This window comes from Lentilactobacillus sunkii DSM 19904 (assembly GCF_001435575.1).
In the GTDB taxonomy this organism is placed as follows: Bacteria; Bacillota; Bacilli; order Lactobacillales; family Lactobacillaceae; genus Lentilactobacillus; species Lentilactobacillus sunkii.
This window is the reverse complement of sequence record NZ_AZEA01000044.1, coordinates 1-7,589: the sequence shown is the minus strand read 5'-3', so window position 1 is coordinate 7,589 and position 7,589 is coordinate 1. Positions and strand designations below refer to the sequence as shown.

Genomic DNA, 7,589 nt, shown 5'->3' with positions numbered 1-7,589 from the left:
CGGCGGGACTTATGTCCCGGCCCCATTTTTAAACGACATTTTTAAACGACATTTTTAATGGCTTTCATACATAATCTATAAAGTTGAATTGATCAATGCGTGTAAGTTTATCGAATGGAGTGCGTACTATGCGTGTTATAATAATTGGAAAGTTTAAAGAAGTGAGCACAACCAAAGGAGAGACAGTAAAATGAAAAGACAAAAAAACATTGTCATCTACCCAGCAGTTTTTGACCCGGATGTTGGCGGCATTAATGTCACGTTCCCAGATGTGCCAGAGGCAATTACCTTTGGCAAAAATGACAACGATGCTGCATACTATGCGAATGATGTGTTGGGCTTGGTGTTGGCAAATCGGAAGAATCTGCCTAAATCCAGTACAGTTAAAGATATTAAGCTGACAGATGGGCAGTATGTCGTGATGATTGCCGTTGATCTAGATGAAGCGAAGAAAAAGATCAAAAGTCCGACTGTTAGAAAAAATACAACAATTCCAGCAGACTTGGATGAAAAAGCCCGGGAAGCGGGAATCAACTTTAGTGAGGTGTTGACCGAGGCATTGAAGGATAAACTGGATGAGTAATATATGTAATGAAGGGGTTGTAATGTAAAAAGCATGGGGTGACTAAACGTTTCCGTAAGCGCTTTAATTAAATTAACATTTGTGTTATAAAAGACATAGTAATAACAACAATTTTGTTAGAGCCAATATTTTTGAAAGGAGACGTTTCTATGTATTCAAAATACTCACATCCATTCATCCACAGTCTTAAGTGGATATTGATGGCTGTTGCACTCGCAGTGGCTGTTACCTTCATTTATCCTTTACAAGGGAAAGCTGCCAACAGTGGACCTGGAATTTACAATGGAAATTCTCAATATACAAATATGCAATCATTACCCAATCAACCTAATCAACAATACACCAGTTGGTTAAGCTTAAATGGTGCTGATTCCAATTATGTTGGTGCAAAACATAATCAAACTGATCAAAAGACTTCTGTATTGGACCTCGATCAGTACAAATCCAATCCAAGTACTCTTTATCAAAATGTATTGGTCAAGAACACCAGCTCAACAACCATGACTATTCATTTGGGGTTTCTTCTTCCCGAGTCTCATCCTGATGCTAGTTATAAGTACAAAGGTGTAACGGAGAAGCTGCCGCAAATCACATACAGCGGGAGTGATGCATCATCAATGCAGCCTGATTCTTCCGTTGGCACGATTACACAGAAGTATCGTGCAGAAGGTGATTATCATTGGTTTAACACACTGCCTGATTGGTCAAAAATGGATTCCGTTAGAATTGACGGATCACTGGCTGCTGGGCAAACTTACAAGTTTCGGATTCCTTTGAAGCTCGTCAACGTTAATACAATTGATGTTGACTACCCTGGGAACTACTTCCAGTTCTACACTAAGCGTTACACTGATACTTCCAATGCTGGCGATATTCCAGTCTATGGAAAAGCTCGTTTTGCTGAACGAGTACCAATCGACAGTTATCTGGGAACCGGCAAACATTATCTGGCAACATACATTGGCAAGGATGGGAACACGGTTAAGGCTCCCGAACTCCAAGATCTAATGCCAACAATTCAATTGCAGAACACAAATGGCACTGTTATTGAGTTTGACAACAATAACTCTGAATTTGGTGGCGAAGATTTGACCACCACGGATGCATACACAGGCAGTCTCTTTTATATTGATTATACAAAATTAAAGTCTGCCGATGGAACTATGCCTTGGCTAACAGCAATTCAGAAGCGAGGATATACAGTTGTTGCACGAAATAATCAGGTTCCATATGCACAATTTCCGTATTCGATTTCTCCTCGTGACAATGATGATCCGGTAAATAACTGGGTTGACCAGGGGAATATCGGCAATGCTGTCTTGACGGCAGTTAAAGTCATTGATGCCAATGACATCACGTTACATGTCGGTGATAAATGGAATCCAATGGATCACGTGACGATTTGGAACCCATACAATAATCGCCATGAAACCCCAACAAAGGTTAATAATCCTGTTGTACGAGTATCTGGGACAGTTGATACTTCCAGGACTGGGGTATATCCAGTCACATATTCTTATGATGTTCCGTATAATAAGTTGGAGCCAAATGGACAGACACCTTACGACAGAACCGACACGATTACTAGGACGATTAACGTAACTGTTATTGGTTATGGTAACCATGGTGGTAATAGTAATAATGGTGGTTCATCAACACCAAACAACAATAATAATGGTAACAACGCTTGGAACCCAACCAAGCCAAATGGGAAAAATGGCACCGGGCTGCCAAACTATGCTGCTGTCAAAGGATCAGCCGTATATGCAACCAAAACAATTTACATGTATAAGAATCCAACCTTTAATAAGAGTCACCGAATTGCCAAGTATCCAAAATCAAAGCGGATTAATCGGCCGATGTTTGTTGTGACCGGATACGCCCGTTCAAACGGCGGAGCACTTCGTTATAAGGTTCGTGACGTTAACCACAGTCGAAAGACTGACGGGAAGATTGGTTACATTACAGCCAACCGGAAATTTGTTGTAAATGTCTATTACAAAACCATGCCAAAGAACATGAAGATTACGGTCATCTCCAAGAAAGGTGTTCACGCATATAAGCATGCAAACCTAACAGGGAGAGTTACCCATTACAAGACCGGCAAGCATCTTCGTGTGAAGAAACTTGTTAAGCATAATTTGACTACTCGTTATGTGTTGAGTAATGGTTATTATGTAACTGCGAATAAGAAATTGGTTATTCATGGAAATTATTGATTTTTAATTGAATGAACACAGCGACTCCCGACAGCAATGTCGAGAGTCGCTTTTTGTATGAAGGAGGATCGTTTCTTATGCCAATCTACAACTATGGGTAAATGATTTTGTTCATCCTTGCTTCGTCACGTACTTCAGTATTAATGATAATGAATGGTAGGAATATACATGTAAACAGGTCAAGTTTGATGTTAGAATAAAATCTATACATAAAAGTTGAGGTGCAAAATGAATTCAATTGTGAACTATTGGCGAGAGCTAAACATTAAATCTTCAGAGTTGTTGGGAGTTGCCGTTGGCGTATTCATCTATTCTATGACTTACAACTATTTATTACTGCCGTCCCATCTTGGTGAAGGTGGGGCGATGGGAATTACTGCCTTGCTCTATTATGCGTTCGGAGTTCCTTCTTATTTATCCAACTTGATTATTAATACGATCCTGATTGCGATTGGGTACAAGCTTTTTGAGAAGAAGACGACTTACCTGACGATTTGGGCAATTGCCTGGATGACCGTCTTTTTGAAGATTCCGGTTATCTATCACTATCATCCTCAGGAAATCATTGTCCCAACCCTTTTGGCAGGTGCTTTGACGGGTATTTCGATTGGCCTGATCTTCCGCTACAACGGAACGATTGCGGGTGATACCATTGTTGGAAAATTGTTGAATTACATTTTTGGACTCTCAATCGGGACGGGAAGCCTGCTTTTCGATCTGATTATCGTTGTTCCATTTGTGATGCTGATTGGCTTTACCAACACGATTTTAACCGTGATTTATTTATACGTATATTCAATATTTACCAACCAATTCTTAGCCAATATTGGTGCAAAAAAGGCCGTGCTCGTCGTCTCGCCCAAATATCGTGAAATTGCCGTGACAATATCTCAAGAGTTGGACCAGGAAATGACTATTTTCAATGGGACCGGGTATTACAGTGACGCCGACCAACACATGCTTTATATGATTGCCAGCCCCAGAAGGGTCATGAAGCTTGTGCCGATTATTGAAAAAGAAGATAAGAATGCGTTAATCGTTATTGACAATATTCGCAGCGCCCGTGGCCTGGACATGCGCAGAATTCTATAGTTCTATAAATTTGTTGTGATTTAATTATCGGAATAGTGAAACAAAAAGTGAGCAAAATCTTTAATCGATTTTGCTCACTTTATTTATATGATTTTGATTATGCAAATGAGGTTGCGACACTTCCAACTACAATTAGGACAATACCCGCAATTGTGAAGATCATTTCGCGGCGACTCTTATGTTCGTGCAAGATGGTGATACCACCAAAGGTTGCAATAATAACACTCAACTGAGTCCAAATGAATGCCGAAGTATTACCATTTGCCTGAGCGGAATAAATATAGGATAGAGCAGCGAAGCCCCAAAGCAAACCTGCAATGATATTCAAGTATTGCTCTTTTTGCATGAAGGAACGACGGTCGGTGAAGAGGCCGAAAATAATGGCACCAATCAGAATCCCCATCATTTCTGGCAGGAAAACGGCGGTTCCACTTTGAGCCTTGATGATAGGGATATTTGGAAATGAAGAATAAATCCAGTAACCGACCGTTGTACACAGAAGAAACATGGCATCTTTAAAGGTGGTTTTGCCGCCTTTTTCATCGCTGACAGAGGTTAAGAGTGCGCCGGCAATTACGATGATCAACGCAATGACACCAATAATTTTAGATTGGGTTCCCTGCCAATCGCCGAATATCAAAACGCCAAGAATCGAGTTACCAACTAACTGAAAGACAGTTGATAATGGGTAGGTGTTTGATACACCAATTCTTTTGAAGGATATAAATTGACCAATTTGACCGATTGTCCACAAAGCTCCACACACGATCGCAAATAGAAATGCAGTTAAGTTAACGGCTGGGCGAGTTACCAGAAAGACAATTAATCCGATAATGGTTGTCCCGGCCCCAATTCCAAAGATTTGGTTAGCGGGAGATCCCCCAACTTTACCAGTTATAAGCGGCATTAATCCCCATCCAAGGGCGGGCATCAATGCAATTATTAAATTCATAATTATAATTCTCCTTTTATCAAAGATAATCGTTTGAACGATACCTTTAATAATATACCTTATGAAAGAAATTTTCTATACAAACGGTTCCATTGTTTCAAAAAGATGAAATTATTTAAAAAGCACTCAATTTCTGCGACATTTTCTTGAAAACTGGAAATTATTTACAAAATCATCATTAGTGACGGTTAGTATAACTTGCCACCTGTGAGTGCTGATATAGGAGATAAATCCCATACACAACTGCAGCAACGATACCAATGATTAACAATTTGGAGAAAATGAAAATTCCGAGCATGAGGAAAACCAGCCAGAATGACATCTTGATAAATAACCAGCTGATTTTAAATGCCAATGTTCCGAAAATGATTAATAAGATGAGTGTTGTAATCATAGCTGAGATTCCTTTCTTAACGAAGTGGTGATATTCCTACATTCAATCTATCATATCTTCGCCCGGATGCAACAAATATTTACTTCGAATTTGCAGTCTTTTTTCGTCCTCATATAAGGCTTAGCGATTGGGGTTCTCAAGGGTTTTGAAGTTGTGTTTCAAGGCTGGCCAAATCCAGCGGTCAGCCGTTTGAATAATCAACCCGTTAAAGAGAATCGAAAAAATGGTTCCGATGTTGACTGCGTACAGGTTCTTGGTAATCGCAAACGAAATGATCATGGCTGCAATGGGCGGAACGAAGTCGACTAGCTGAGCTGCAACAGCGCTTTTCTTCAGATACATAAACCGCAGAATGTTGGTGGTATCATCATTTGGATGCATCAAAATGTTAGCTCGCTGATAAAGTGAGATTGCGGTACAGAAAAAGACGATGCCAAGGCAGGAAAGCAGAGCTCTGACGAGCATTGGCAGCTCGCCAATTCCCATGGACGTAAGGAAACCGGCAAAAAAGTTAACGAAATAGCTGAAGAAGCAAACGTACAAAATTTCTCCAACGAACCGCGGCCAATCCCAATGTCTGATTAAGAGTTGATTGGTGACGGTGTTCAAAAGACCAATGGCAAATAAGATAATGCCGACATTGACCCCCAGCCAGTGGCTATAGTTCACGGCCGATGCGGTCCATACTGCACTCCCCATATTGGCGGAAATCGTTAATGCATTTCCGAATGCGTTGAGGATCAAGCCTGAGATTAAGCCGATCCAGCGTTGACTCTTTGTATTTTGGATGATTGATTCCCCCTTGGTAAATAAAATAGAAAAGTCAACAATTAGTCTGCTGACAAATATGTTGGAAAGATATCTTGGATATGCAATCTTAATGGCAAAGTATACAAGATGGTTTTTGACAACCAAGCGCCAATCAACACAGGCCTAGACAAACAACAATGCCGACAATGGGGTAACTATTTCTTCAATGGACATTTCGTTGCTGGTCAATTCTTGACTATCCAGTAGTTGGAAGTAGTTGATGACAGCTGAAAACACTAAGTTGGTGAGATACATCAACGGCAAGGGGCGAACTTTTCCCTGCTTTTGCAGGCTCTCCAGCCATTTAAAAATTTTGACAAAAATTTCATCATCTGCGACTTGTGGAATTAATTGACGGAGTTTTGGGCTTTGACGGACCAACCAGATGACTTCCAAAGAGTCTTTGTTGTCAGTATGAAATTGATTGAGCGCCGTGACAAAGTTTGTGAGAACAGCTTTTGGTGAACGGGAAGGATCCCACTTGGCAGCCAGAAAATGAATATACTTTTTCTGATGATACCTAAATACAGAAACCAATAGATCATCCTTGTTTTTAAAATACACATAAATATTTGATTGAGACATGTTGATCAGCTTGGCAACTTTGATGGTCGAAAATGTAGCCAATCCCTCAGTTAACAGAATGATAGTGGCTCCATTGATAATTTTATTATATTGTTCCTCGGTTTTTATTTTCATATCTATATTATATGGAAAAGTAACGGTATTGCAATCTTGACAAATGATAACTCTATCGCTATTATGATTTTAGTGCTAGCGATAGAACTATCGCTTATGAAATGGGGCGTTTCTTATGAAAAAAGTTGCGATTGTTACCGGGGCATCATCTGGAATTGGATTAGAATCTGCCAAAATGCTTCAAAAGCGGGGTTATCAAGTCATTGGCGGTGCGCGTCATGTTGAGAAAATGCAGTCGCTTGTGGAAATGGGGGGACAGGCTCATCAACTTGACGTCACTAACGAATCAAGTTTGACTGAGTTTGTGGATTTTGTACTTAAGCACTATGGCCGAGTGGATGTTTTGATCAATTCTGCTGGTTATGGATCGTTTGGTGCTTTGGAAGAGGTCAGCATTGAAGAAGCCAAAAATCAATTTGATGTGAATTTGTTTGGATTGGTAAGATTGATACAGTTGGTATTACCGACGATGAGAGCACAACATTCTGGCCGAATTATCAACATTTCATCACTTGCAGGTTTAATGTACACCGGACTTGGCGGTTGGTATCATATTTCCAAACATGCATTGGAAACCATGTCTGATATTTTGCGATTAGAAGTTAAACAGTTTGGTGTTGATGTGGTTGTGGTGGAACCAGGAAACACGGCAACGGGGTGGCAGAAAATCGCAGTTGACAAGTTGTTGACAGTTACCCCAGAAAACTCACCCTACCGTAGTATGGCAATCAATTTGGCGAAGTCATTAAAAAACAGTAACGCGACAACTTCGGATGTTGCAGCAGTTATTTTAAAAGCTGTTACTTCTAAGAAGCTGTCCAAGATCTATGATTTTTGATA

The 7,589-nt window shown here is 40.2% G+C and carries 8 protein-coding genes; 4 read left to right on the top strand and 4 right to left on the bottom strand.

Annotation, left to right across the window (positions count from 1 at the left end):
* The first annotated feature begins 190 nt into the window (after nt 1-190).
* From FD17_RS12615 to FD17_RS12605, 3 genes are all read left to right on the top strand, one after another.
* Nucleotides 191-583 (top strand): type II toxin-antitoxin system CcdA family antitoxin, encoded by a 393-nt coding sequence (locus FD17_RS12615; RefSeq protein ID WP_057826532.1) that lies wholly within the window; start codon nt 191-193, stop codon nt 581-583.
* Between the two features lie 149 nt (nt 584-732).
* A complete protein-coding gene (locus FD17_RS13140) occupies nt 733-2,802 on the top strand; it encodes a DUF5776 domain-containing protein (RefSeq protein ID WP_191983145.1) in 2,070 nt (689 codons plus the stop codon).
* A gap of 228 nt (nt 2,803-3,030) precedes the next feature.
* Complete coding sequence (locus tag FD17_RS12605; protein ID WP_057826531.1) at nt 3,031-3,894, top strand: YitT family protein; 864 nt, start codon at nt 3,031-3,033, stop codon at nt 3,892-3,894.
* Between the two features lie 97 nt (nt 3,895-3,991).
* Here FD17_RS12605 and FD17_RS12600 read toward each other — a convergent pair whose 3' ends face one another.
* The 4 genes from FD17_RS12600 to FD17_RS12585 all read right to left on the bottom strand — a co-directional run bounded on the left by FD17_RS12600 (nt 3,992) and on the right by FD17_RS12585 (nt 6,749).
* The gene (locus FD17_RS12600) at nt 3,992-4,846 is read right to left on the bottom strand and encodes a GRP family sugar transporter (protein WP_057826530.1); all 855 of its coding nucleotides are present in this window, start codon (nt 4,844-4,846) and stop codon (nt 3,992-3,994) included.
* A 178-nt stretch (nt 4,847-5,024) separates the two neighbouring features.
* Nucleotides 5,025-5,240, bottom strand: coding sequence for a hypothetical protein (locus tag FD17_RS12595; protein WP_057826529.1), 216 nt, complete (start codon nt 5,238-5,240; stop codon nt 5,025-5,027).
* Between the two features lie 120 nt (nt 5,241-5,360).
* A complete protein-coding gene (locus FD17_RS12590; RefSeq protein WP_057826533.1) occupies nt 5,361-6,002 on the bottom strand; it encodes a DUF6198 family protein in 642 nt (213 codons plus the stop codon).
* A 171-nt stretch (nt 6,003-6,173) separates the two neighbouring features.
* On the bottom strand, nt 6,174-6,749 hold the full coding sequence (locus FD17_RS12585) for a TetR/AcrR family transcriptional regulator (RefSeq protein ID WP_057826528.1): 576 nt from the start codon (nt 6,747-6,749) through the stop codon (nt 6,174-6,176).
* A gap of 115 nt (nt 6,750-6,864) precedes the next feature.
* On the opposite strand from FD17_RS12585, the gene FD17_RS12580 reads away from it, so the two are divergent.
* Nucleotides 6,865-7,587 carry an oxidoreductase gene (locus tag FD17_RS12580; RefSeq protein ID WP_082617227.1) on the top strand — a complete coding sequence of 241 codons (723 nt, stop codon included), beginning with the start codon at nt 6,865-6,867 and terminating at the stop codon, nt 7,585-7,587.
* Nucleotides 7,588-7,589 lie beyond the last annotated feature (2 nt).